This is a genomic window from Pseudomonas sp. GW823-FHT06E10 (assembly GCF_058794995.1).
In genome coordinates, this window is the sequence record NZ_JBXAHJ010000004.1 from 20,604 (window position 1) to 45,409 (window position 24,806).

21 protein-coding genes and 2 pseudogenes are annotated in these 24,806 nt (G+C 60.4%); 10 read left to right on the plus strand and 13 right to left on the minus strand.

Features of this window, described 5'->3' with window-relative positions; translation table 11 throughout:
• Nucleotides 1-20: 20 nt before the first annotated feature.
• The 7 genes from AC1Q6Y_RS07950 to AC1Q6Y_RS07980 all read right to left on the minus strand — a co-directional run bounded on the left by AC1Q6Y_RS07950 (nt 21) and on the right by AC1Q6Y_RS07980 (nt 5,273).
• On the minus strand, nt 21-782 hold the full coding sequence (locus tag AC1Q6Y_RS07950) for an anti-sigma factor (protein WP_057714695.1): 762 nt from the start codon (nt 780-782) through the stop codon (nt 21-23).
• Complete coding sequence (locus AC1Q6Y_RS07955; RefSeq protein ID WP_371318492.1) at nt 782-1,264, minus strand: RNA polymerase sigma factor; 483 nt, start codon at nt 1,262-1,264, stop codon at nt 782-784. The genes AC1Q6Y_RS07950 and AC1Q6Y_RS07955 overlap by 1 nt, the downstream gene beginning before the upstream one ends.
• Before the next feature lie 66 nt (nt 1,265-1,330).
• On the minus strand, nt 1,331-1,873 hold the full coding sequence (locus AC1Q6Y_RS07960; RefSeq protein WP_492624334.1) for a tetratricopeptide repeat protein: 543 nt from the start codon (nt 1,871-1,873) through the stop codon (nt 1,331-1,333).
• A gap of 442 nt (nt 1,874-2,315) precedes the next feature.
• Nucleotides 2,316-3,269: a D-2-hydroxyacid dehydrogenase family protein gene (locus AC1Q6Y_RS07965; protein ID WP_492624335.1), complete on the minus strand. Its 954-nt coding sequence runs from the start codon at nt 3,267-3,269 to the stop codon at nt 2,316-2,318.
• A 13-nt stretch (nt 3,270-3,282) separates the two neighbouring features.
• Nucleotides 3,283-4,308, minus strand: a complete 1,026-nt coding sequence (locus AC1Q6Y_RS07970; protein WP_492624336.1) for an alpha/beta fold hydrolase — start codon at nt 4,306-4,308, stop codon at nt 3,283-3,285.
• A gap of 84 nt (nt 4,309-4,392) precedes the next feature.
• Nucleotides 4,393-4,827 (minus strand): YqaA family protein, encoded by a 435-nt coding sequence (locus tag AC1Q6Y_RS07975; RefSeq protein ID WP_090455409.1) that lies wholly within the window; start codon nt 4,825-4,827, stop codon nt 4,393-4,395.
• Nucleotides 4,827-5,273, minus strand: coding sequence for a DUF411 domain-containing protein (locus tag AC1Q6Y_RS07980; protein ID WP_492588265.1), 447 nt, complete (start codon nt 5,271-5,273; stop codon nt 4,827-4,829). The genes AC1Q6Y_RS07975 and AC1Q6Y_RS07980 overlap by 1 nt, the downstream gene beginning before the upstream one ends.
• Nucleotides 5,274-5,657: 384 nt before the next feature.
• Between AC1Q6Y_RS07980 and AC1Q6Y_RS07985 the strand changes: the two genes are divergently transcribed.
• Entirely contained in the window at nt 5,658-6,188 is a 531-nt protein-coding gene (locus tag AC1Q6Y_RS07985; protein ID WP_492624337.1) for a hypothetical protein, read from the plus strand.
• 47 nt (nt 6,189-6,235) lie between these two features.
• Here the strand turns inward: AC1Q6Y_RS07985 and AC1Q6Y_RS07990 are convergent.
• Nucleotides 6,236-7,165 (minus strand): annotated as a pseudogene (locus AC1Q6Y_RS07990) (aldo/keto reductase); the annotation flags it as partial.
• Here AC1Q6Y_RS07990 and AC1Q6Y_RS07995 point away from each other — a divergent pair.
• Nucleotides 7,160-7,345 (plus strand): annotated as a pseudogene (locus AC1Q6Y_RS07995) (LysR substrate-binding domain-containing protein); the annotation flags it as partial. The pseudogenes AC1Q6Y_RS07990 and AC1Q6Y_RS07995 overlap by 6 nt on opposite strands.
• Before the next feature lie 301 nt (nt 7,346-7,646).
• Complete coding sequence (locus tag AC1Q6Y_RS08000) at nt 7,647-7,835, plus strand: hypothetical protein (protein WP_090455405.1); 189 nt, start codon at nt 7,647-7,649, stop codon at nt 7,833-7,835.
• Nucleotides 7,836-7,843: 8 nt separating this feature from the next.
• On the opposite strand, the gene AC1Q6Y_RS08005 is transcribed toward AC1Q6Y_RS08000, so the two are convergent.
• Nucleotides 7,844-8,215, minus strand: a complete 372-nt coding sequence (locus AC1Q6Y_RS08005; protein WP_057714705.1) for a hypothetical protein — start codon at nt 8,213-8,215, stop codon at nt 7,844-7,846.
• A gap of 248 nt (nt 8,216-8,463) precedes the next feature.
• On the opposite strand from AC1Q6Y_RS08005, the gene pvdQ reads away from it, so the two are divergent.
• Nucleotides 8,464-10,812, plus strand: coding sequence for a bifunctional acylase PvdQ (gene pvdQ / locus AC1Q6Y_RS08010; RefSeq protein WP_492624338.1), 2,349 nt, complete (start codon nt 8,464-8,466; stop codon nt 10,810-10,812).
• A 56-nt stretch (nt 10,813-10,868) separates the two neighbouring features.
• Here the strand turns inward: pvdQ and AC1Q6Y_RS08015 are convergent, their stop codons facing one another.
• Nucleotides 10,869-11,870, minus strand: a complete 1,002-nt coding sequence (locus tag AC1Q6Y_RS08015; protein WP_057714707.1) for a FecR family protein — start codon at nt 11,868-11,870, stop codon at nt 10,869-10,871.
• 216 nt (nt 11,871-12,086) lie between these two features.
• The gene (locus AC1Q6Y_RS08020) at nt 12,087-16,919 is read right to left on the minus strand and encodes a dermonecrotic toxin domain-containing protein (RefSeq protein WP_492624339.1); all 4,833 of its coding nucleotides are present in this window, start codon (nt 16,917-16,919) and stop codon (nt 12,087-12,089) included.
• 234 nt (nt 16,920-17,153) lie between these two features.
• Between AC1Q6Y_RS08020 and AC1Q6Y_RS08025 the strand changes: the two genes are divergently transcribed.
• Entirely contained in the window at nt 17,154-18,194 is a 1,041-nt protein-coding gene (locus AC1Q6Y_RS08025; RefSeq protein ID WP_492624340.1) for an Ldh family oxidoreductase, read from the plus strand.
• Nucleotides 18,195-18,270: 76 nt separating this feature from the next.
• Here AC1Q6Y_RS08025 and AC1Q6Y_RS08030 read toward each other — a convergent pair whose 3' ends face one another.
• Nucleotides 18,271-18,588 (minus strand): ElaB/YgaM/YqjD family protein, encoded by a 318-nt coding sequence (locus AC1Q6Y_RS08030; protein ID WP_090455397.1) that lies wholly within the window; start codon nt 18,586-18,588, stop codon nt 18,271-18,273.
• A 164-nt stretch (nt 18,589-18,752) separates the two neighbouring features.
• Here AC1Q6Y_RS08030 and AC1Q6Y_RS08035 point away from each other — a divergent pair, with 164 nt between their 5' ends.
• Complete coding sequence (locus tag AC1Q6Y_RS08035) at nt 18,753-19,007, plus strand: hypothetical protein (protein ID WP_492624341.1); 255 nt, start codon at nt 18,753-18,755, stop codon at nt 19,005-19,007.
• Nucleotides 19,008-19,016: 9 nt separating this feature from the next.
• On the opposite strand, the gene AC1Q6Y_RS08040 is transcribed toward AC1Q6Y_RS08035, so the two are convergent.
• Nucleotides 19,017-19,925 (minus strand): LysR family transcriptional regulator, encoded by a 909-nt coding sequence (locus AC1Q6Y_RS08040; RefSeq protein WP_057714711.1) that lies wholly within the window; start codon nt 19,923-19,925, stop codon nt 19,017-19,019.
• Between the two features lie 84 nt (nt 19,926-20,009).
• Here AC1Q6Y_RS08040 and AC1Q6Y_RS08045 point away from each other — a divergent pair, with 84 nt between their 5' ends.
• The 4 genes from AC1Q6Y_RS08045 to AC1Q6Y_RS08060 all read left to right on the plus strand — a co-directional run bounded on the left by AC1Q6Y_RS08045 (nt 20,010) and on the right by AC1Q6Y_RS08060 (nt 24,719).
• On the plus strand, nt 20,010-20,933 hold the full coding sequence (locus AC1Q6Y_RS08045; RefSeq protein WP_492624342.1) for a carbon-nitrogen hydrolase family protein: 924 nt from the start codon (nt 20,010-20,012) through the stop codon (nt 20,931-20,933).
• 137 nt (nt 20,934-21,070) lie between these two features.
• On the plus strand, nt 21,071-22,735 hold the full coding sequence (locus AC1Q6Y_RS08050) for an AMP-binding protein (RefSeq protein WP_492624343.1): 1,665 nt from the start codon (nt 21,071-21,073) through the stop codon (nt 22,733-22,735).
• Between the two features lie 16 nt (nt 22,736-22,751).
• Nucleotides 22,752-23,513, plus strand: a complete 762-nt coding sequence (locus AC1Q6Y_RS08055) for an SDR family NAD(P)-dependent oxidoreductase (RefSeq protein ID WP_057714714.1) — start codon at nt 22,752-22,754, stop codon at nt 23,511-23,513.
• A gap of 12 nt (nt 23,514-23,525) precedes the next feature.
• On the plus strand, nt 23,526-24,719 hold the full coding sequence (locus tag AC1Q6Y_RS08060; RefSeq protein ID WP_492624344.1) for an acetyl-CoA C-acyltransferase: 1,194 nt from the start codon (nt 23,526-23,528) through the stop codon (nt 24,717-24,719).
• Nucleotides 24,720-24,806: the final 87 nt, after the last annotated feature.

A 24,806-nucleotide genomic window follows, 5' to 3' on the forward strand; every position in this document is an offset into this window, starting at 1 on the left:
CTGCGTTGTGCCAGGGATTCTCAGGTGCTCAGGCGACTACGCAACAGTTTCGCCATCTCCTCCAGGTCCGCCATCGGCTGATGCCCGATCAGCATCCAGGCGTGTTCCATGTCAGCCCAATACACGATGTTCAGCTCGCGCCGCTGTTCCCGGGCGAAATGGCGGCTGCCGCTGTTGGAGCGGGTAACACACAGCGCCATGGGGCCGTGGGCTGGATCGAGGTAGGTGATCTGGGCGATGGGTGCACCGTCGTACTCGAGGATTTGCGCGCGCCTGAACTCGGCACGGGGCAGGCTCAGTTTTGCCGGCGCGAGGTTGAGGCCCAGACGCGCATCGATCGTGCGCAGTTGTGCCCGTTGGGCAGCTTCATCGCCGGGCAGGTGATCCAGGGTTTCCGGCACATAGAGCGCCATGTAATCGGCCACCAGGCCGCGCCAGCTATGCGACTGTTGGCTCGCTTGCCAGCCGAGGAACAAACGGTCCGCCAGCACGCCGCCGGCCAACAGCCCGGCCGCGGCGGCCAGGAACCAGCGTCGATTGAGCCCAGGGCGGGCGGGTGAGGGCATTGTGGCGAGCATGGTTTGCAGGCGATCGACCGGCGCCTGTCGGGTCAGTTCATCGTAGGCGTCCTTGAACGGCAGGCTGCTGCGATCCAGCCATTGCAGGCGCAGGCCGAGCATCGGGTCGGCGCTGATGGCCGCGTCGATGCGCGAGCGCTGCTCGGCATCGAGTTGGTTGTCGAGGTAAGCCACCAGTTGTTCGTCCGAGGGTATCGCGTTCATCAATGTTCTCCTCGGTTAGGGGTGGGCACCGTGTGCAACGGTGGATATTCGGCCAGTTTCGCCCGAGCGGCGGCCAGGCGACTCATGACGGTGCCGATGGGCACTTGCAGCACCTCGGCGACTTCGCGGTAGGACAAGCCTTCGACATAGGCGAGAAACACCGTTTCGCGCTGGGCCTCGGGCAAGGCATCGACGCGGCGGATGACCTGCGCTGCCAACACGTGGGTTTGCGCCACGGATTCTCCATCGAACGACAAGGCCTGATCGGCGTCTACCTGACCCTGCCCCTGGCGCACCCGCCGGGCGCGGACTTCGTTGAGCCAGATCGAATGCAGAATGCTCAGCAACCAGTGGTCCATGCGCGTCCCCTGCACGTATTGCCCGGCCCGTTCCAGTGCCCGCAGGCAAGTGGCTTGCACCAGGTCATCGGCGACATGCCGTTGCCGGGACAGCAGCAGTCCGTAGCGCCATAAACGCGCCAGATGCTGGTTCAGTTCCGTTCGTATTGCCTGATCGCTGGCGATGGCGACCTCCGTCCGCTCGGGTTGTCAGGTTTTCGATGAACCGTTGATGGCTTCGGCCAGGTCCTGGTACTCCTCGCATTGAGTACTGCCACAGATGGATTCGATCTGCCGCAGTTGCTCCTGTGCAAGATCCAGCCGGCCTTTGACCACATAGGCTTCGCCGAGGTATTCGCGGACCTGCGCATATTGCGGGTCTAGTTTCACCGATTGCAGGTAATAGCCGATGCCTTCGTCGGTACGTCCCAGTTTACGCGTGGCGTAGCCGCGATAGTTCAACGCTTTTGCGGTATTTGGCTGTTTCAGCGTGTCGAGCAGGGCCAGGGCTTCTTCATAACGCCCGTCCTTGGCCAGTCGATAGGCATAGTTGGTACGGTCTTCGTCCGGCACCAGGCTACTGGTCTGCCGGACGCAACGTTTCGATTTGCTATCGAACACCTGACCTTTCGGGCAGTTGGGTCTGATGGGCGCGTCGTCGTCCCCGCCACCGCCGTTGGCCAGGGCGAGGGAAACGGACAACGCAACGGCCAGCAACAGAGGGGGCGTCAGAACAGCAAAACGAATATTCATGGGCTTTGCTCCAGAGCTTCATGGGTTCAGATCAGGTCGCGTCCCGCCAGACGCAGTGCAAGGTTGATGTGACGAGAACACCGCAGCATGAACAATTATTCGTTACGCCCTGATGGTGTTTTCAAGGAAAACTCATATCGGGGCGGATGCATGGTTTTTGTGCCTTGTGCAGCGTTGTGTGCGCTGAAGAGTCCCTGTGGGAGCGAGCGTGCTCGCGACGCGGAGTGTCATTCAACTTTGATTTCGACTGATACACCGCTATCGCGAGCTAGCTCGCTCCCACAGAGGGTTTGTGCCGGGCAAAATTACTGCGTCCGCCGATGTAGCCCTGTGGGAGCGAGCAAGCTTGCTCCCACAGAGGATTTGTGCCGGGCAAAATTGCTGCGTCCGCCAATGTAGCCCTGTGGGACCGAGCCTGTTCGCGATGAACGATGACGCGGTATCAACCCAGCAAACGAATCGGAGCACCCGCCGACCAGGCCTGAATGTCCTCGATCATTTGCGAGAAAAACAGCCGGTAGTTCTGTTGGCTCACGTATCCGACATGGGGCGTCGCCAGTACATTGTCCAGGGTCCGGAACGGATGGTGGGCGGGCAGCGGTTCCTGCTCGAAGACGTCCAGGGCGACACCGGCCAGTCGTTGTTTCTGCAGCGCCTTGATCAGCGCCGCTTCATCGACAATGGGGCCACGCGCGGTGTTCACCAGCAGCGCCGAGGGCTTCATCCAGCCAAGGGCTTGTGCGTCCACCAGACCGCGGCTGCGCTCGCTGAGCACCAGGTGCACCGACAGCACGTCGGCCTGTTCGAACAGTTCCTGTTTGCTGACACGGGTCACACCGACCTGCGCCGCGCGTTCGGCGGTGAGGTTTTCACTCCAGGCGATGACGCGCATGCCGAACACCTGACCGAACTGCGCGACTCGCTGGCCGATGCTGCCCAGACCGAGGATGGCCAGTGTCTTGCCATGCAAGTCGCCACCCAGGCCTTGTTGCCATTGGCCGGCGCGCAGGGCATTGGCCTCGACCACCAGGTTGCGGGTCGCGGCCATGATCAGCGCCCAGGTTAGTTCCGGTGCGGCGTGTTTGTAGCTGTCGGTACCGCTGACCTGAATGCCCAGCGCGGCAGCGGTTTTCAGGTCCAGGGCCGCGTTGCGCATACCGCCGGTCACCAGCAGCTTGAGCTTGGGCAGGCGCCTCAGCAGGTCTGCATCGAAGCGGGTGCGCTCGCGCATCACGCAGATCACCTCGAACCCGGCCAGGCGCTCGGCCAGGGATGAGGTATCGGTGGGGTAGTCATGGAGAAAACTTACCTCACCGACGCTGTCCAGTACCGACCAGTCCACTACATTGCGCGCCACATCCTGCCAATCATCGATCACTGCAATCTGCACAGGCATCAGCCTTTCCTCTTCAATGCACGGGGTTGGTCTTGCTCAGCCAGGCGAGCAGGGCCTGGTGGAATCGGGCCGGTTCTTCCATCTGCGGCGCGTGGCCCATGCCAGGGAATTCGACCAGCGTGGACTGGGGAATCAGCCCGGCTACCTGTTTGCCGAGGACGTCGTAGTGCCCGATCTTCGCCTTGACCTCGGGAGGGGCGATATCACTGCCGATGGCGGTGGTGTCGGACGTTCCGATCAACAGCAGGGTCGGCATCTTCAGGTTCTGGAATTCGTAAAACACCGGTTGCGTGAAGATCATGTCGTAGATCAGTGCCGAGTTCCACGCGACTTGCGTATGCCCCGGGCCTTTGTTCAGGCCGGCGAGCATGTCGACCCAACGATCGAACTCCGGCTTCCAGCGACCGCCGTAATAGGTGGTGCGTTCGTAGTTGCGGATACCCTCGGCGCTGAGCTTGAGTTCGCGCTCGTACCATTGATCAACCGTGCGATAGGGCACACCGAGGGCTTTCCAGTCTTCCAGGCCGATGGGGTTGACCAGCGCCAGTTGCTCGACCTGTTCGGGGTATTGCAAGGCATAGCGAGTGGCGAGCATGCCGCCGGTGGAATGCCCCAGCAGAGTGGCTTTCTGGATACCCAGCGCCTTGAGCAATTGCTGGGTGTTCGTCGCCAGTTGCTGGAAGCTGTACTGATAGTGCGCCGGTTTGCTGGAGGTGCAGAAGCCGATCTGGTCCGGGGCGATGACCCGATAGCCGGCGTCGCTGAGGGCTTTGATCGAACTGTCCCAGGTGGCGCCGCAGAAATTCTTGCCGTGCATCAGCACCACGCTGCGGCCATTGGCCTTGCCGTGGGCGGCGACGTCCATGTAACCCATTTGCAGGGATTGGCCCTGGGAATCAAAGGCGAAGTGCTTGAGCGTGTAGGGGTAGTCGAAACCTTGCAACTCGGGGCCGTATTGCGGCCCTTCGGCGTGGGCGATGACGGGCAGGACGGCGGTCAGTAACAGGCTGGGTAACCAGCGGGAGAAGGGGCGCGACATCGGAGAGCTCCATGGGAATCCGCCTATATTGGATCGACACGATTAGGGCGGCATTAATCACAGGCAATCGCCGCCCTTGAAGGTTCAACCCATCCAGCCCAAAGTCGCCAACGCCAGCACGCTGTAGCGGGCGCCTTTGGCCAGGGTGACGATCAGCAGGAAGCGCCCCAGCGGCTCGCGCATGACCCCGGCGACCAGCGTCAGCGGATCGCCGATCACCGGCAGCCAACTGAGCAGCAATGACCAATGGCCGTAGCGTTGGTAATGAAGCCGGGCCTTTTCCAGATGCCGGGGGCTCACCGGAAACCAGCGTCGGTCGTGGAACCGCTCGATCCCGCGCCCCAGCCACCAGTTGATTAGCGAGCCCAGAACGTTGCCGAACGTTGCCACCGCCAGCAGTGCCCAGAGCCAATAGCGATCGCTGAGCAGCAGTCCGACCAGCACGGCTTCGGATTGCAACGGCAGCAGCGTGGCGGCACCGAATGCCGCGAAAAACAATCCGAAGTACGCGCCGGACATCAATGGGCGGGGTAGTCCGCAACCACCACGTCAGTGCCGTCCTTTTTCAGGCCGATGACCTGATAGGCATCGCTCATGCCGTCCATTTCCATTCCGGGCGAACCCATGGGCATGCCGGGGGCCGCGACGCCCAGCAGATCGTCGCGTTTGCTCAAGGCCAGGACCTGATCGGCCGGGACATGGCCTTCAACGAATTTGCCATTGATCAATGCGGTGTGGCACGACGCCAGGCGTGGCGGCACGCCGTGCTGTTGCTTGAATTCGCTCATGCTGACTTCTACGTGGTCATCGACCTTGAAGCCATTGGCCTCCAGGTGGGTGATCCATTTTTTGCAGCAACCACAATTGGCGTCGCGATGAACCTCGATCGGAATGAGGTCGGCGGCCTGGACCAGGGAAGACATGAACAGGGCACTCAGGGCGATCAGACGCAGAGGGTTTCGCATGGGATTCGTCTCGGCTAACGGGCAAAAAACGCATTCTGACCATTTTTATGGGTCAGGCATTCAAGGAGTGTTTCCAGTTGCTACAAGATAGGCCATTCAATGATGGTAGATCAACGCTGTCAGGGAGATGAGGGGGACATTACAAAATTGTCAGCTTGAAATGTGGAGGGTAAGTATTGGTGTTGATATAAACCAACTATCCGCCCTGTACGAAAAGTCTGAAAGACTATTCATCAATATTCCGAAGTCCAATAAACATGAAGTTTTACAGCATGTATCTTAATTGTACGAAAATTGTTAAAGCGCTGAATTAAAGTTTGGTGGCGTAAGTGCTCAGGCCGATACTTCTGACCCTCTAACTTGATCAAAAAGAAGGAGTTTTCAATGACTATCGGCTATACCGGCGCCTGGACCCCGAAGGCGGGCTTGTTGGTTCGAGATACCGCCAGCAGCTCAAAGTCTGTTCCCCAGAGCGTCAAGGTCAGGCAGATGCTTGACCTGGTGGGCAACAATCCAGTTGAACTGGATACGGTCAAGATGGACAAGATGAAATTGCGCAAGCAGATGAAGGGTTTTGATCCCACTAATATTTCAGTCAAATCCATGGGCAGTCTCAGTGTCTTACTGAAAGAACGCGGCCTGATCAGTGATGTGACGGCGGTCACGCTGAGCAATGCCGGTGACAAGTTCGACCGGTTTGGCATCAAGGACCCTGATGCGAAGTTCAATGCACTGGAATATTTCGCGACGCAACTGGAGAACATCCAGAACAACAATCTGAAGGGTAACAAGTACGCCAATTACTTGGTTCCCGAGTTCAAGAAAGCGATCTACGTGCTGCAAAACCTGGAAACTTATGGCAAAAGCAACGGCCCCATGGTGAGGCCGGGCAGTGTTCTTTCGGACGAAGCCTGACGCCCCGTTTCCCGGCCCGCCCGGTTCATTGAGCGGGCCGGCGACCCTTAGCGGTCGAGCAGCTTCATGACTTCTTCCGGATAACGCAGGCCAGCGGTGGCATTCGCCGCAAAGACCGCTTCCAGCGCGTGCAGTTCTTCGGCGCTCAGCGTCACCTCCAGAGCGGCCACGTTTTCTTCCAGGTATTTACGTTGCTTGGTGCCCGGAATCGGAATCAGGTAATCACCCTGGGTCAGTACCCACGCCAGCGCCAGTTGGCCCGCCGTCACGCCTTTTTCTGCCGCCAGCGCTTGTACCTGTTGCACCAGCAGCAGGTTTTTCACGAAGTTTTCGCCCTGAAAGCGCGGGCTGAAACGACGGTAATCGTCGGCCGCGAAATCATCCGGGCTTTTCAACGCGCCGGTCAGAAACCCTCGGCCCAATGGGCTATAAGGCACAAAGGCGACGCCCAGGCGTTGGCAGGTCGCCAGGCAACCGTTTTCTTCCTGATCGCGGCTCCACAACGAGTACTCGCTTTGCAACGCACTGATCGGATGAACCTTGTGCGCTCGTTCCAGGGTCGCCGCCGAGGCCTCGCTCAAGCCCAGATAACGCACCTTGCCGGCACTGACCAGTTCGGCCATGGCACCGACGGTTTCTTCGATGGCCACCTGCGGGTCGATTCGGTGTTGGTAATACAGGTCGAGGGTGTCCACGCCCAGGCGCTTCAACGTGCCGTCGATGGACTGGCGAATGTATTGCGGCCGACCGTTGACGCTACGGGCGGTGGGGTTGGCCGGATCGCGGACGATCCCGAACTTGCTGGCCAGGAACACCTGATCGCGCTTGCCGGCAATGGCCTTGCCGATCAGCTCTTCATTGGTGTGCGGGCCATATATATCGGCGGTATCGAGCAGGTTGACGCCCAGTTCCAGCGCGCGATGCAGGGTGGCCGTGGCTTCGCGGGCGTCGGTGCCGGTGGTGTAGAAATCCGGCAACTGGAGGAGGGGCGTTTATGCGAAGTGCTGAGGGAAGTGCCGCCACCGGGTATGCCGATGACGGCGCTTTATCCGCCGCACCGCCAGTTATCCCGGCGGGTGCGTGTGTTCGTCGATTGGTTGGTGGAACTGTGCGCCCAGCCGGGCAATGACTTTTACCGAAAGGATTCAGGCCGTTGAGCCACTGTTAACGATGTGGGTAGTAACCTGGTCTGCCATGGTTGGCATAGTGATCGTGATGCCAGCCCCCGTGGGGGAAAACAATGCATCCGCTCAGGGTCAGGATGGCCAGCAGGGGAATCAGCAATGTGATTCGACGCAACATTTGAAAGTCCTCATGGTTATCGCCGCAATGAAGCCAAAACTCTTCATCGGCTGTAACATGAGACCCCGCTTGTAGCCGCTTATCCCCGAAACAGGGTAAGCGCTTGGCATGCGCGTCGATACAAACCGGATACATTTTCAGATTCAGGAACCCGCAATGACTCAGTCGCAACGTTTGAAATACTCGATTCTGATCTCTCTGGTGGTGCTGGGGATCATGTTTGGCCTTTCCTGGTTGCAGAACACCGGCGTCATCAGCGAAAAACTGTTCCAGTACATCGCCATTGGCGTGGCGGTGGTCGTGGTGGTCATCAATGGCGTGATGCGCCGCAAGGTCAAAGCCTGATCATTCGATCATCGGTTACGCAAAATGGCAGCAGCCTGGGGATGCAGGCTGTAGCTCTTGTCGGGGTTGAGGACAATCACGCCTTCGCTGCACAAGCGCTTCAGCACTTCACGCACGCTGAGAAAGGACAGGGGAATATCCAGGTCCAGCAATTGGCTGTGCACGCCACGCACGCCAAGGCTGCGGTCGTTTTCGGCGGCCGTCAGCAGGGCATCGATGACTTTCAGGCGGATCAGACTGGTTCGAAGGCCAAAGCTTTTGAGCAGGACCCTGATCCGCTCGTTGCCGTGGCGATCGGTACGCGGCTCGAATACGCCGACTCCCATGGAAGTACCCTTTGGCGCGTTGCTACCGTCCGTTGGCAGTTGCGAGTTGTACATTGCAAAACTCCTTTCAGAGCCTGATCAGGAAAAAATGGGCGCTCTTACAACATTAGACGTATGAGCAGCCAGAATCATGAAGGCTCGAATGTAGAAATTTTGTCGCCATCGCGTGATCAACCTGTCAGACCATGGGGCGTTGCGCAGTAATCTCTAAAATTTTTGTAGTGAGCTTCGTCCCTACAGGGAGGCCCGGTGCGCGTGGGTATGCGCAGCCGTGACCATCGTTTTTTCGATCAGGAGCGAGCGTGATTATTTCCAGCCAGTTAACCAGGTTGAGCCTGGTGGGTGTGACTCTGGGGTTGAGCCTGGGGCTGAGCCTTGCGGCGAGCGCGAGCGATACGCCTGCGCAAACGAGCGCCGAGATCCGCCGCACCGGTTTCGGCGTGCCGCACATCCGCGCCGACAACGAGCGAGGGCTCGGCTACGGCATCGGCTATGCCTACGCCCAGGACAACCTGTGCCTGTTGGCCAACGAAATCACTACGGTCAACGGTGAACGTTCGCGGTACTTCGGGCCAGATCAGTTCACCGTCGAAGAGCGCGAGAACCTGGCCAGCGATGTATTTTTCACCTGGCTGAACACTCCGCAAGCCGTCGCCGGTTTCTGGCAGGCCCAGACCCCGCCAGTGCGTGAGTTGGTCGAAGGCTATGTGGCGGGGTACAACCGCTCCTTGAGCGAGCGTCGCGTCCAGGGATTGCCGCCGCAGTGCCAGGGAGATTGGGTGCGCGACATTACCACGTCGGATCTGGTCAAGCTGACCCGGCGCCTGTTGGTCGAAGGTGGCGTCGGCCAGTTTGCCGAAGCCCTGGCTGGTGCCACGCCGCCCCAGGCCGTGGCCCTGGCGTCGAGCGCACAGGCGGCGTTCCAGGTGGCCGCTACGCGGATGCAGCGTTTTGCCCTGGACCGTGGCAGCAACGCCATCGCGGTCGGCAGCGAGCGTTCCTTCAACGGACGCGGCATGTTGCTGGCCAATCCGCACTTTCCGTGGGTGGGCGGCATGCGTTTTTATCAGATGCACCTGACCATTCCCGGCAAACTGGACGTGATGGGCGCGGCGTTGCCCGGCCTGCCGGTGATCAACATCGGTTTCAATCAACATCTGGCCTGGACCCACACCGTGGATTCGTCCAGGCATTTCACGCTGTATCGCCTGCAGCTCGATCCCAGGGATTCGACCCGTTACCTGCTCGACGGCCAGTCCTTGCCGATGGACAAGCAGACCGTGACCGTCAACGTCAGGCAGGCGGACGGGCAGGTCCGGGCAATTTCCCACGAGGTCTACAGCTCGAAATTCGGTCCGGTGGTGCAATGGCCGGGAAAACTGGATTGGGATCATCAATACGCCTACAGCCTGCGCGACGCCAATCTGGATAACGACCGGGTTCTGCAGCAGTGGTATGCGATGAACCGCGCTGAAAACCTCGAGGATTTCCAGGCTTCGGTGCACGAGATCCAGGGCATTCCGTGGGTCAATACGCTGGCAGCGGACGATCAGGGGCAGACGCTGTACATGAACCTCTCGGTGGTGCCCAACGTCAGTGTCGACAAGCTGGCGCAATGCAGCGATCCGCGCGCTGGCTTGCAGATGATCATTCTCGACGGCTCCAACAGCGCCTGTGCCTGGGACATCGACCCGCAGGCTGCACAACAGGGTATCTATGCAGCGGACAAGTTGCCGCAATTGCTACGCAAGGACTTTGTCCAGCACTCCAACGACTCGGCATGGATGGCCAACCCGGCGCAACCGCTGACCGGCTATTCGCCGTTGATCAGTCAGGACAGTCAGCCACTGGGGCTGCGATCGCGCTTTGCCCTGGACCGTTTGAGCGCGCTGGCCCAGGCCGGCAAGATCGAGGCAGCGGACTTGCAGCACATGGTCATGGACGATCGGGTTTATCAAGCCAGTCTAGTGATGCCGGACCTCCTGCAATTCTGCGCGGCGGACCTCGGTACCGATGCCAAAACGCTCGCGCCACTGTGCGCCAGCCTCAAGGCCTGGGACCGCAACGCCAACTTGGGCAGCGGTTTGGGCTTTGTGCACTTCCAGAATGTCATGGAGGCGTTGGAGTCGGTGCCGGACGTATGGCGTGTGGCATTCGATCCGCGGGATCCGCAACATACCCCACGGGGTCTGGCAGTCGATCACCCGCAGGTGGCGAAGGCGCTACGGGCAGCGATGCTGGCTTCGGCTGAACAGGTCAAGGCGGCAGGACTCAAGCCGGACAGTCGCTGGGGCGATATCCAGGTGGTCAGCAGCGGCGGACAACAGACACCGATCCACGGCGGGCCGGGAACGTTGGGGGTCTATAACGCCATCCAGAGCGTACCGCGCAGCGATGGCAAGCGCGAAGTGGTCAGCGGCACGAGCTACCTGCAAGTGGTGACCTTTGACGAAAACGGACCGCAGGCCAAAGGGCTGCTGGCATTCTCGTTGTCCAGCGACCCGGCCTCGAAGTATTCACGGGACCAGACGCAGGCCTTTTCCAGGAAGCAATGGAGCGTGCTGCCTTTCACCGAGCAACAGATCCTGTCCGATCCTGACTATCAGGTGCAGACGATCCGCCGGCAGGATGCCAAAGTGGCCGCGCAGTAAGGTAGTGGAGTTTTGCATGAACGCTGAAGGCCGCCTCCGCAAGGGTGGCGGCCTTTTCAGCTTTTCGGGGAGATTTGCGGAATCGCGTTGACCACCAGATTGCCGTTCTGGTTACGGGTCAGGTAGACCGGCAGGACCCGCGGCAAGGACTTTACCAGGCCGTTGATCTCTTTGATGTTGTAGATGCCGCCGATATGGATCGAGCCGGTGCTGTGGTCAGCCACCATCAACGGTTTGTCCAGGTAGCGATTGATCAAGGGCAGCGCATCGCTCAAGGCCAGATCGTCGAGCACCAGCTTGCCCTGGCGCCAGGCCAGCGAGCTGTCATTGTCATAGGTCTGGCTGATGCGGGGAATGAAGTCGCCGCGGCGATAACTGGCCTGCATCGCCGGGCCAAGGCGCAAACCGTCGCCTTGCAGGTCGGCGTTGCTGCTGACCAGTACCGAACCTTCGATCAGGTTGACCTTGACCTGGTCTTCATACATCCAGACGTTGAATTGGGTGCCGGTCACGCGAATCCGGCCTTCGGCGGCCTTGACCACGAAGGGGTGGCGGGTGTCATGGCTGACCCTGAAGAAGGCTTCGCCTTTATCCAGCGTGACTTGCCGCTGATCCTTGTAGTTGCTGTACGTCAGCTCGCTGCCCAGGTTCAGCTCAACCTGGCTGCCGTCTTTCAAGGTGACGGTACGAACATTGTCGGTCGCTTCGAAATGCTGGTACGCGTTCGGTACCCAGCCCAGGTGCCAGCCGCCATAACCGGCCAAAGGCAGTGCCAGGGCACATACCGCCGCGGCAATGGCCAGACGGCGCCACGGGGTTTCGGGTTGGCGGCGAACCAGCGGCACGACGGGTTCGGGACGAGGCAACTCGCCGGCGACATCCCAGATCTCCAGCATCGCTTCGTACTCGAAGGCATGGAGCGGATGCGCATCACGCCATTGCTCGAACGCCTGGCGCTCTTGCTCGGTGCAGTCACTGGCGTGCAGACGCATGCACCAATGCGCGGCAGCATCGGTGATAGCGTCGAATTCGGCTTCCGAAAGTGTGTGGTCGGTCATTGGCCCTTCCTGATTTCCTGCATTCTAACCTTGGGGGAAGTCTGCGAGAACATCAGTCATGGCATTTAACCATCAATGTGTTGTTTTTTTTCAACGCATCGCCTTTGGAACATCTGTTGTCGAATAAACAGTATCCATAGGGTGCGTGAAAAAAACATCAAGTCAAACACCGTTGTGCTGCGCAGACCCGGGGATCTGCGCGTTGTTACGCCGCGGTCAGGTTTCAGCGGTCGGAGTGACCGGCACCGGGTCCAGTTGCCGGCCCAATTCGCAGATCAAAAAGGCGATCGAGTCGGCATTGTGCAAAATGACATCGGTTCGGAACTTCGATTCCTGCCTGTTTAAAAAAGCTTCCCGTGCCTTATCCATGGTCTGGCTGCCCGTCAGCCGTAGAATGGCCTTGCCAATGTGATAAGAATCCGGAATCGAATCCAGGCTGATCCAGGATTGCAGGCCACTGTTCCAGCGTGCGAACAGTTCCTCTTTCGGCGTTTTCATCGATAAGGCTTCTCGCTGGAAATCCAGCTGAGACTGTTTCTTTGCCGCGCCATAGCCGGTGACCGACGCTACCAGATCGCTGAACGGCAGCCTGGCCTCAAGGTATGCAATGTCAACGGCCCCGGAAAACAAATGAGCGAATTCGTGTATCAGGGTTGCGGCCTGGCTGTGGCCGTCGACATCGAAGGGCTGTGTCAGGCTGGATTTGTACCAGTCGAGTTGTTGATTGAAGAATTTTTCCGTGAAATGCACATTGCGCTGTAGATCCTTGTCCACGACAAACGCGATGAGGTTGTCCTTCGGGTCCCGACTTGAACCCACGATAAAGCGTTGCGAGTTCATCCAGTCTTCATCGGGATCGACCAGCGCGTTGCAGACGGGGACGATGGCCTGTTTGATTTTTTCGAGCAGTGATTTGTCGACCTGACCAACATCAAAGAACTGTTTGAGGAAGGTATCGAGCCGTGTGCCCGGGACGAGTTTCCTGAGTTGCACCAGATTGTGCAGGCTGTTGAACGCATAATAACGAGCCATGTCGATGGCCTGCACGATCATGCGGGCTTTAGCGGGATGCTTTGCCCGGATTTCGTCCATCCCCCGGGCCTCGATGTTCAGGACCGCCCGCGCAACATAGGCGTTGGCATACTGATTGTGCATTTTCGAGACGACTTTGCCGAAGTGAACGGTGTGGAAATCCGGGTCGATGACCAATTGTTTGTCAGGAGTAATCGTTAACACGGGGCCTTCTTCCTTGCCTTTGATCGTTCTCCAGACCGCTCCGGTCTTGTTCACGCCGTACACCTTTCCGGCAATGGCGGCATAGGTTTTCTTGCTGCCCGCGTCCAGATAGGTGCCGTCAGTGCTGTTTTTCGCCAGGTCCTTGAGTTCAACCGTGGTTTCGAACGGTTGCAGCCGGGTGCGCATTGCTGCTGTCGACCGAATCTTCGACCAGGGTTGAGCGATCACGGGGGTGACAGCCGGTGGAGCAACGGCTTCGCCGGTTTCCTGGGCGCTTTCGCCCCATCCATCAAGTGACAGCCGGCCCAATGACAGGATTTGCGCCGTCCCGGCAATAAACTCGCGCAACGCGGTCATCCAATGATGGTCCTGCAAGGCTTCGGCCGAATTGAGGGCATCCTTGTAGGCCTTCCAAAGAAATTGCACGTACGCGAGTTTGCCCGGCAGCAGGCTTGAAATGCGCTCGATGCCGGCGCCGAACAGATGTTTAACGACCTCCCAGTCCGACTGACCGCTAGCGTGTGACTGGCTGGCGAGCATCTTCACCAACAGTTGGGTGTTGTCATGGAACAAATGGGTGAGCAGGTTGCCGCCGATGGGGTTGGACGCAAGGGTGATTTCGCTCGACTGGCCGACGGTGGACTCCAACAGGTTGCGAAACACCGTTTGCTCACTGTCCGGCAGGCGACGTATCAACATGTCCTGCAATGGCCCCGGTGTGTTGAGTGCCGAAACAACGCTGGCCTCATTGTTGAACTCAACGAAGGGTGAACCACCCGGGTGGTAAGGGGCATACAGGATTTGCGGGCCTGCCTTGCCCGCGCCTGGGCCAATCAGGTACAGGCCCAGTGCCTTGACGGCGGCGGCACCGGTTGTCTTGATCAGTTCCAATGGTCGGGCAATGGCGTGAGCACCTTCTACGGTCGCCCGGGCGATGGCGTCCGGCATATCGAATACTTGCCGAAGCAAATCGAAAGCGCTGTCGGAAAGCCGTTGCTGCAGTTTCAGTTCGTGTGCGTGTTGCAGCAGTTGCCAGGGCAGTTGCTTGACGAAGCGCAACATCCTGCTTTCGACGTCGGCCGCTTGATTCGACAAGCTGTCCGTGACCTGTTTGGCGTAGTTCTGCGCAATGTCCAGTGATCGCAACAGTTGGCGGACAGCCGCCTGATCCAGACTCCGGGGCAGCGTTTGAGTGGTTCCCGACCCGACCTTGAACCCTGTGCCTTGCGCAATGTTGATATGCTGCAAGGCGAACTCGGTGAGGCTCCGGGCGGGGCCGACCAAGGCCAGGTCCGGGGTGATTTCGATATTGTCAGGGTCCAGCGCTGTTGCGGGGAAGCGGCTTGCGAGCAACGATTTCAGCGTTTCATGCACATACGACTTGAGGGGTTTGGTCCCGTGTAAATAGTCTTTGTCCTCAACAACGCTGTGGCGGTATTGCTCCAGCAGTTCAAGGTGCAGTCGCTGCTCTTGCAGCGGAGCCATTCCCAGCCAGGCGGGCAGGGACTGCTGCTGGCTGATCGCCCGGGCAATCGACGTGGCTCTTCCCAGGTTGGTGTTGAGGACCGTTGTGGTCAGGTCTTCAAGGGCTTTTTTCTGCTTCGTGTCGCTCAGGTCGAAAGTACGTACGTGTTCGCAGCGAGCCAAAAAGTGCTCGATGGACGATTGCGCGACCCGTTCCAACACAGACCCTTCAATCAGCCGCAACGGTCCCAGTGAGTAGCGTTGGTGAAAGACGCGCTGGGCCGGGGTCAGGTTTTCCAGCAGCGCCAGGCGTTGCTGCGGCTCGAGCAGGCGGCGGTTCAGTTCCAGCCGTGCACGACTGATGGTGTCAAAGACTTCCAGGCCCTCGGCGGGCGTCCACAGGATCGTCCGGCCGGAATGCGAGGGATCGAGTCCGCCACGCTCGGTCACGAGTAGACAATGGGCCAGGGGCAGGACATCCTGCTGGCCGGAGCGCTCCAGCGTCAACGAGTAGGCATCGGGGCGGAAACCCTTGAGTGACAGGCGGTTTTGCCGGTCGGGCTGGTCCGGGTTGAAGACTGTTTCGACAATGGCCCGATCCGCATCCCGCAGTGTTGCGCCAAGCACCCGCAGGCTGGCCTCGCCACGCAGGCCAACGGCAAGTGCATGGGCCAGGCGGGGTTTCATGTTTTCCAGATAGACCCGTTGCAAGGCCAGAGACGCAACCGGTTGTGCTGCAAAGTCCGCGTTGATCAGTGTTTCGATGTCGCGGAAGGTTTTGACGAAAGCCGCCGCTGTATCGGCCAGCACGGTGGAGGGATGCTGATTGCCGGATAACACGGGGCGTGTGCTCCAGCGTCCGCCGGCATCCAGCGTCAGCAGTCGCTCGCTGATCATCGAGCGGATATCCAGCGCCTTGTCGAACAGGGCGTGGATGTCCACGTTGCCGTCACTGTGACGGAACACCTGCAGGGCATATTCCATGTTCTGCCGTTGCTTGCTGATGATCCCGTCGAAGAGCTTGGGGAAGATCGCGCCGCCAATCACTTCCCCGGTCACATTCGGCCGGTCAAAACCAATGAAACGCTGGCGTTCATCCAGGCTCAGCAGACCATAGAGTTCATCCTCATGACCGGCCGCACTGAACTTGCTCAGCACCGTATCGCACAAGTCCTGATAGTTCTCGAGCACCTGCAGGCCTGCGGTGGGCGTGTAGAGAAACGCATTGCCGGCGCTGACCATCAGTGAGCCGGCCAACTCTACATAGTTGGCCTGGTACTCCCACAGACGCACGGTTTCGACCGTCATAGCCTTGTTCGTCCGGCTGGCCGTCGAGATCAACGCGTGCAAGTCCTGGCTTTGCTCAGGGGTGATGATCCCGGCTTCGCGCTTGAGCAGCAGTTGTACCCTCGCCTGGTCGGCGATGGCCTGGCCGAAGAACTGGCGACGCGATGCACCTTCGGTGCTCGCCGCAGCCCAGAAACCTTCGAGCTGCCCGATCAGCAGGCCGATCAGTTGGCGCGAGATTGTCGTGACGGCTGTTTCCCAGAGTGGCTGGTCGGCTTTTGCCGGGGACTTTCCCGGATGGGAAAATTCATGGGACTGCCCGGATGGCCAACGCTGATGGCGATAGTGCAGGAGTACCGCGTCACTCAGGGAAAGGGTGTTGACCCAGCGTCGCGCCGGATGGCTTACGCCCGCATTTTCTGGCGTTGTAGCCAGGTAGAAGTTCACTTGGGTCCGGCTCTGATCTAGACCGGGAAACGACGCCGCCAGACGTTGACTCAGCAATGTGTCGAGCAGAGAGGTCAGGGACGGCAGCGCTTTCAATTCGTCGAGCAGGGCCTGGTCGTTAAGTTGCTGCTGGGTGGAGAGGGTGTTGCGCTGGTCTTCGAACACGTCCCCGTCGATGGTTTGAAAGTCCAGTTCGATGTCGGTGGCGCCCACCACGGCCTTGCGTTGAGACAGCGCCATGAAGGCCAGCAGGTCGTCGTCTTCACCGGCCGCTTTGAGTTGCGTCATCAGCTGTTCGGTCAGGGCCGTACGGTCGGCGAACTTTTTTATTCCCGCGTACGGAGTGTAGAGAATCACGCCATTGTCATCGGGCGTCGCAGTCAGCAAAAAACTGCCGGCCAGCGCCACGGGTTCCAGTCCAGGGATTTTCAGCAGGATTCTCTTCGCCAGCATGGGCGGCGTCTGCTCGTCGCGCAGTGCCTGGGTGGCCAGTTCGATATGGCTGAACCATTCGAAGTCCCTTCGCGTCAGCCCGTGGGTTTGGCCAAGTTCTCTCCAGAGACCGCGCAACGTCAGCGCCTCGGGGAAAAACAGCGGAGTTAATGGTGTAGACATCGTCGAGTCTCGTTCTAGGTGCCACTCAAAGGCGCCTGTGGATTGAGCATCGAGACTAAAAGCCGGTGCGTTGACTCGGGTGGTAAATAGATAACGCACGGGTCGCGGGCGTTTGTGACAGGGATAGACCTCATCGACCCTGAGCGAATGGTTGACAGTTCGCACGCCGCGCGTTGTTAATCGGCGGGTCTTTGTACGCTGTTGTTCCCTCCAATAATCAGTCTGGAGCTTCAGATGTCTGCGCCACACGATCACGCCTCTACCGCGGTCCCGTCACACCTGTCACTCGAAGCGCTGAGCGCTTTGCTCGAGAAGATTTTTCTGCGTCACGGCACGTCGGCCGAAGTTGCCCGGGTGCTGGCGCAAAACTGCGCCGGTGCCGAGCGCGACGGCGCGCACAGTCACGGGGTATTCCGCATTCCTGGTTATGTTTCGACGCTGCAAAGCGGCTGGGTCAATGGCCAGGCCGTTCCGCTGGTCGAAGATGTGGCTTCAGGGTTTGTGCGGGTCGATGCCAATAACGGTTTTGCGCAGCCGGCCCTGGCGGCGGCACGCGAGTTACTGGTGCAGAAGGCCCGAAGTGCCGGCATCGCGGTGCTGGCGATCCGTAACTCGCACCATTTCGCGGCCTTGTGGCCGGATGTCGAACCCTTCGCTGAAGAGGGCCTTGTGGCATTGAGCGTGGTCAACAGCATGACCTGCGTGGTGCCCCACGGTGCCGACCGGCCGCTGTTCGGCACCAACCCGATTGCCTTCGCTGCACCGCGGGCCGAGGGCGGGCCGATTGTCTTCGACCTGGCCACCAGCGCCATTGCCCATGGCGATGTGCAAATTGCCGCCCGCGAAGGTGAACGCTTGCCGGAAGGGATGGGCGTAGACAGCCTCGGCCAGCCGACCACGGACCCGAAGGCGATTCTCGAGGGCGGCGCGTTGCTGCCTTTCGGCGGGCACAAGGGCTCGGCGTTGTCGATGATGGTCGAGTTGCTCGCGGCGGCGCTGACCGGTGGCAACTTTTCCTTCGAGTTCGACTGGAAGAACCACCCTGGTGCCAAGACCCCCTGGACTGGCCAGTTGCTTATCGTGATCGATCCGGACAAGGCAGCGGGGCAAAGCTTTGCCGAGCGCAGCCAGGAACTGGTGCGGCAAATGCACGGTGTCGGCCTGAAGCGTTTGCCGGGTGACCGGCGTCATCATCAGCGCGCCAGGTCGCTGGCCAACGGCATTGAGCTGGATGCCCGGACGCTGGCGAACTTGCGGGAGCTGGCGGGTCTCTAAAGGAAAAGTTTTGCGCAACCCCTGTGGGAGCAAGCTCGCTCCCACAGGGGGGATTCATGGCTGACAGATCGCGTGCTTAGCGACGACCCAGCAGCAACCCCACCACCAGGCCGAACCCGGCGGAAATCGCCACGGTTTGCCATGGATGCCCGCCGATATAGGTTTCAGTGGCCTCGACCGCGGGCAGGGTGCGGTCGCGCACGCTGCTCACCGAATCCCCTGCCTGCCGGAGTTTCAGGGCGATTTGTCCACGAAGGGTCTCTGCTTCTTCCCCGACCAGCGAGGCGCTGCTTTTCAGCAGTTTTTCCGATTCTTCGATCAGCGTTTGAAGTTCGCTGAAGGCTTGATCCTTGATTTGATCTTCGGCGGCTTGCACGGCGGTTTTGCGGGCCATTGAAGTACTCCTTGCAGGTAAGTGGACAGTGAACAATGGAGTCTGCCGTCGTCGGAAAAGTTGCAGCTATTTTGCCCGGGGAGGCCATCTTGCTGAAAAACCGGCGCAGGACCTTTCGTCCTACAGTGTAAGATGTCGCCTATTTTACGCAGCAGGAAATTCCCATGAGCTTCAATCTGGCCGACAAAACCCTCGCCGAGCGCGCAGCGCTTGAAGACGAGAAATCCCGTCTGTTCGAACTCTGGCAAAACAACCTGGGCAAGGCCAAGGGTGAGGCTGCGCGGTTGTTCGGCGAACGGGCCAAGCGCAAAGGCAAATGGGCCGAATGGGTGCGCGCCGAACTGGACGGCATGTCGCCGCCGGAATACGCCAACATGGTGCGCAGTGAAGTCAATCGCCTGATGGCGGCCAACAAGTAACAACGGCTGTCAGGCGAAACTCGCGACGATTGCCTCGCGCACTTTCAAGAGCACCGGGTCGAGTTGGGTGCTGGTCCGCCAGCCCAGTTCGATCGGGTAGCGCGGCAACGCCAGGGGGCAGGGCAGCAGCGCCAGCCCGCTGAGCGTTGCGATGCTTTGGGCGGCATGGGCCGGAATGGTCGCCACCGCCCGACTGCCTTTTAGCAAGTGCGGCAACGCGGCAAAATGCGTGGTCGAGGCGCACACCCTCCGGCTCAGCCCCAGCGCCGCCAATCCCTCATCGGTAATCCCGATAAAACCGCCGGACGACACCAGAATGTGTTCGCGGGCCACAAACTCCTCGAGACCGATGCTCTGCTGGCCCTCGACCAGGCTCGACGGGTCCACCAGGCACAGATAGCCACCTTCCCCCAGCACCTGACGGCTGAGCAACCGCTCGGCAAACCCGCCCGCGGCAATCGCCAGGTCAATACTGCGCTCCATCAACGCCTGGGCGACGATCTGGCTGTGGGTCTGGCGGAAAATCAGCCGCAGTTTCGGCGCGCAACGGGCGATCTCTTCGATCAGCCGCCGGCCGTAGGCAATCTCGAAATCATCCGACATGCCGACCGTGACCGAGCGACCTTCGTACTGTTGCGCAGCCGGATCGACCATCGCCAGGCTCTGCCGGCATTTGTTCAGGGCATCGCTGACCACCGGTTTGAGCTGATTGGCCTTGAGCGAGGGGGCCAGGCCGCGTCCGGTGCGCACGAACAGCTGATCGCCATACAGCTCGCGCAAGCGACGCAAGGCCGCGCTGACGGCCGATTGCGTCACGCCCAGGCGCAGCGCGGCACGGCTGGCGCTGGACTCTTCGTGCAGCGCTTCGAAGACTTTGAGCAGGTTGAGGTCGACGTCGGTGATATTCATTTGGTTCATATCATTCAGCAGTGAATCGGTCTTTATTGATGATTGCCTGACGCCGGAGAATGAGCAACACCTGATGCGAATGGAGTTTCCAAGATGCCCAAATCAATTGTCGCGGCCCTGCAGATCGGCGCCTTGCCCGGCGGCAAGGCTGAAACCCTGGAACAGATCCTGTCCTATGAAAACGCAATCATCGAATCCGGCGCCGGGTTGGTGGTGATGCCGGAAGCGCTGCTGGGCGGTTATCCCAAAGGCGAGGGCTTTGGTACCCAATTGGGCTATCGCCTGCCGCAAGGGCGCGAAGCCTTTGCCCGCTATTTTGCCAATGCCATCGATGTACCCGGCGCGGAAACCGAGGCGTTGGCGGCACTGTCCGCACGCACCGGGGCCAATCTGGTGATCGGTGTGATCGAGCGCGCCGGCAGCACCTTGTACTGCACCGCGCTGTATTTCGATCCGCAGGCCGGGCTGGTGGCCAAACACCGCAAACTGATGCCCACCGGCACCGAACGGCTGATCTGGGGCAAGGGCGATGGCTCGACCTTGCCGGTGATCGACAGCCAGGTCGGGCGTGTCGGTGCGCTGGTGTGCTGGGAAAACATGATGCCGCTGCTGCGCACGGCGATGTACGCCAAAGGCGTGGAGGTATGGTGCGCGCCGACCGTGGACGAACGGGAGATGTGGCAAGTCAGCATGCGCCACATTGCCCATGAGGGGCGCTGTTTCGTGGTCAGCGCCTGCCAGGTCCAGGCATCGCCCCAGGCCCTGGGCCTGGACATCGCCAACTGGCCGGCGGATCGACCGTTGATTGCCGGTGGCAGTGTGATCGTAGGTCCCATGGGCGAGATCCTCGCCGGACCGTTGCGCGACAGTGCCGGGTTGCTCACCGCGCAAATCGACACCGACGACTTGGTGCGCGCCCGCTACGACTATGACGTGGTCGGCCACTACGCGCGGCCGGATGTGTTCGAACTGATCGTGGACGAACGCGCCAGGCCCGGGGTGCGCTTCACCTCCTGATGCTCAGCGGGCTTTGGCCAAAGCAGTCAGACAACTTGATAGCTTTGACCATTGCCCGGTAACCCGCGCAGAGCGAGTATTTCCCTGTTGATTACGGTTCCCCCCAACCTAATAAAAAACACAGTGGGATTCTGGCAATGCGCGATTACTTGTCTGCTACTTCTCAGTTCAATTATCAGCACACCGTCGATGCCGCGCTCGCGGGCGACTTGACGGCCCTCAACGCCTGTGTCGAATGCTGTGACCGGCATGCCTTGCCGGGTCGCATCGCGCTGTTTTGGGAGGGACGCGATGGCACTGGTGCTTCGTACACCTTCACCGACTTGCAGGACAAGGCCGCGCGTTTCGCCAACTACCTGCTGGCCCAGGGCGTGAAGAAAGGCGACAAGGTCGCCGGCCTGTTGCCCCGCAATATCGAACTGTTGATCACCGTGTTCGCCACTTGGCGCATCGGCGCGGTGTATCAACCGCTGTTTACCGCATTCGGCCCCAAGGCCATCGAGCACCGCCTGGGCAGCTCTGGCGCCAAAGTGGTGGTGACCGATGCAGTGAACCGGCCGAAACTCGCCGAAGTCGCCGATTGCCCGACCATCGTGACCGTCACCGGTGCCAAAGGGCAGGGCCTGGTGCATGGCGATTTCAGTTTCTGGGCCGAACTGGCCAACTATTCCGCCGCCTGTGAACCGGTGCTGCTGACCGGTGAAGATCCGTTCCTGCTGATGTTCACCTCGGGCACCACCGGCCCGTCGAAAGCGCTGTCGGTGCCGCTCAAGGCCATCGTAGCGTTCCAGAGCTACACCCGCGATGCGGTGGATCTGCGCCCGGAAGACGCCTTCTGGAACGTCGCCGACCCGGGCTGGGCCTACGGCATTTATTTCGGTGTCACGGGGCCAATGTCCATGGGCCATCCGATCACCTTTTACGATGGCCCGTTCACCCTCGAAAGCACCTGCCGGGTGATCAACAAATACGGGATCACCAACCTCACCGGTTCGCCCACGGCCTACCGCTTGCTGATTGCCGGCGGCGATGAATTCGCCAAGTCGATCAAGGGCAAGCTGCGTATCGTCAGCAGCGCCGGCGAGCCGCTGAACCCGGAAGTGATCCGATGGTTCGCCGATAACCTCGACGTGGTCATCCACGACCACTACGGCCAGACCGAACTGGGCATGGTGCTGTGCAACCACCACGGCCTGGAGCACCCGATTCACATGGGCGCCGCCGGTTTTGCCTCGCCGGGCCACCGCATTGTGGTGCTGGATGACGAGTACAAGGAACTCGGCGTTGGGCAGCCGGGCATCCTGGCTATCGACCGCAGCCAGTCGCCGATGTGCTGGTTCGCCGGCTACGAAGGCGGGCCGACCAAGGCCTTTGTCGGCAACTACTACTTGAGTGGCGACACCGTGGAGTGGAACCCGGACGGCAGCATCAGCTTCGTCGGTCGCAGTGATGACGTGATCACCACCTCCGGCTACCGGGTAGGTCCCTTCGACGTGGAAAGTGCGCTGATCGAACACCCGGCCGTGGTCGAGGCCGCCGTGGTCGGCAAGCCAGATCCGGAGCGCACCGAACTGGTCAAGGCGTTCGTCGTGCTCAGCCCGCAATACCGCGCCGCCTCCGAGTTGGCCGAAGAGCTGCGCCAGCACGTGCGCAAGCGTCTGGCGGCGCACTCGTATCCCCGTGAAATCGAATTTGTCAGCGAATTGCCGAAAACCCCCAGCGGCAAATTGCAGCGCTTTATCTTGCGCAACCAGGAAATCGCCAAGGCTCAAGAGGCCGCGGCGAAGAACCTTCCAGCTTGAATCCAGGGAAATAATGATGCAGATCCAGAACAAGATTTTTATCGTCACCGGTGGCGCTTCCGGCCTCGGTGCCGCCACCGCCGAGGTGCTGGTCGCCGCTGGCGCCAAAGTGATGCTGGTGGACATGAACGCCGAAGCCGTTGCAGCCCAGGCCCAGCGCCTTGGTGCACAAAGCGTGGTGGCGGACATCAGCAACGAAGCAGCGGCCGAAGCTGCCGTGCAGGCGACGGTCAAGGCCTTTGGTGGCCTCAATGGCCTGGTCAATTGCGCCGGCATCGTGCGTGGCGAGAAGATTCTCGGCAAGACAGGTCCGCATGCACTGGCCAGTTTCAGCCAGGTGATCAACGTCAACCTGATCGGCAGCTTCAACATGCTGCGCCTTGCGGCTGCGGCGATTGCCGAGACCGAAGCGGATGCCGATGGCGAGCGCGGCGTGATCATCAACACCGCGTCTGCCGCGGCTTATGACGGCCAGATCGGCCAGGCGGCTTACTCGGCGTCCAAGGGCGCGATTGTCAGCCTGACCTTGCCGGCGGCCCGTGAGCTGGCGCGCTTCGGCATTCGTGTCATGACGATCGCCCCCGGCATCTTCGAGACGCCGATGATGGCTGGCATGACCCAGGAAGTCCGCGATTCCCTGGCCGCTGGCGTGCCATTCCCGCCGCGTTTGGGTAAACCGAGCGAGTATGCCGGGCTGGTCAAGCATATTATTGAAAACAGCATGCTCAATGGCGAGGTGATCCGTCTCGACGGTGCCTTGCGCATGGCCGCCAAGTAAGGAGCATTTGTCATGACAATGTCCAACGATCCAATTGTTATCGTCAGCGCCGTCCGCACCCCGATGGGCGGTTTCCAGGGCGAACTGAAAAGCCTGACCGCACCGCAACTCGGTGCGGCCGCCATCAAGGCCGCCGTCGAACGTGCCGGTGTTGCCAGTGATAGCGTCGACGAAGTGCTGTTCGGTTGCGTGCTGCCGGCAGGCCTTGGCCAGGCCCCTGCGCGTCAGGCGGCGCTGGGCGCGGGGCTGGATAAATCGACCCGCTGCACCACCCTGAACAAGATGTGCGGCTCCGGCATGGAAGCGGCGATTCTGGCCCATGACATGCTGCTGGCGGGCAGCGCCGACGTGGTGGTTGCCGGTGGCATGGAAAGCATGTCCAACGCGCCTTACCTGCTGGATCGCGCCCGTGCCGGATACCGCATGGGCCATGGTCGGGTGCAGGACTCGATGTTCCTGGACGGCCTCGAAGACGCCTACGACAAGGGCCGCCTGATGGGCACCTTCGCCGAAGACTGCGCCGAAACCAACGGCTTCAGCCGTGAAGCCCAGGACGCGTTTGCCATTGCCTCGACCACTCGCGCGCAACAGGCGATCAAGGACGGCAGCTTCAAGGCCGAAATTGTGCCGCTGACCGTGGCGGTCGGCAAAGAGCAGGTGGTGATCAGCAACGACGAGCAGCCGCCAAAGGCCAGGCTGGACAAGATTGCTTCGCTGAAGCCGGCGTTCCGCGAAGGCGGTACGGTGACGGCGGCCAACTCCAGTTCGATCTCCGACGGTGCCGCCGCGCTGGTGCTGATGCGCCAGTCCCAGGCACAGAAACAAGGCCTGAAACCCTTGGCGGTGATTCATGGCCACGCTGCGTTCGCCGACACCCCGGGCCTGTTCCCGGTGGCACCGATTGGTGCAATCAAGAAGTTGATGAAGAAAACCGGCTGGTCGCTCAATGACGTGGATCTGGTGGAAGTCAACGAAGCCTTCGCCGTGGTCGGCATGGCCGCGATGACTCATCTGGAAATCCCTCACGAGAAACTCAACGTGCACGGCGGTGCTTGCGCCCTCGGGCACCCGATCGGTGCGTCCGGTGCGCGGATTCTGGTGACCCTGCTTTCGGCCCTGCGCCAGAAAGGCTTGAAGCGTGGTGTTGCGGCGATTTGTATCGGCGGCGGTGAAGCGACGGCGATGGCCGTGGAATGCCTCTACTGAGGCCAACACCAATCCCTGTGGGAGCGAGCTTGCTCGCGATAGCGGTGGGTCAGATAGCAATAAAGTTGACTGACACGGCCCCATCGC